Raw genomic sequence first — 586 nt, 5'->3', positions numbered from 1 at the left:
ATTGGCTTCGACGCCGGTGATGAAACTCATAGATGCATGCCGAGAGCGCATTTTCTCTCGTAAATAAAATTTGCATTTAAATAGTCGCAAACGACGAAACTTACGCTCTAGCTGCCTAAGGGCCGCTTGTCCGCTTCCTAGAATACTTGTGGTCTGGGAACCCGACTGAAGCGCACGCACACAAGTCCGTATAGAGTCAAGCCTCGGGGCTTTATACCAAACTTAGAGGATCGCANTATTGGCTTCGACGCCGGTGATGAAACTCATAGATGCATGCCGAGAGCGCATTTTCTCTCGTAAATAAAATTTGCATTTAAATAGTCGCAAACGACGAAACTTACGCTCTAGCTGCCTAAGGGCCGCTTGTCCGCTTCCTAGAATACTTGTGGTCTGGGAACCCGACTGAAGCGCACGCACACAAGTCCGTATAGAGTCAAGCCTCGGGGCTTTATACCAAACTTAGAGGATCGCACCTTGTACCCTGTTCGTCGGGTCACTTGGTGTTAAAACAATAGACGATATCTAAGCATGTAGTATTCTCGAGCGTAGTGCTGGCGGACGCGGGTTCAACTCCCGCCATCTCCAC

At 49.1% G+C, this 586-nt stretch carries 1 other RNA gene; it reads left to right on the top strand.

What is annotated here, in order from left to right:
- Window positions 1-237 precede the first annotated feature (237 nt).
- Window positions 238-578: a transfer-messenger RNA gene (gene ssrA / locus FLK20_RS21405) on the top strand.
- The last annotated feature ends 8 nt before the right edge of the window (window positions 579-586 follow it).

The organism is Oceanobacillus sp. CFH 90083 (assembly GCF_009389585.1).
Lineage (GTDB): Bacteria > Bacillota > Bacilli > Bacillales > Amphibacillaceae > Oceanobacillus.
The sequence above is the reverse complement of the archived record's forward strand: the minus strand, read 5'-3'. Positions and strand labels throughout refer to the sequence as shown.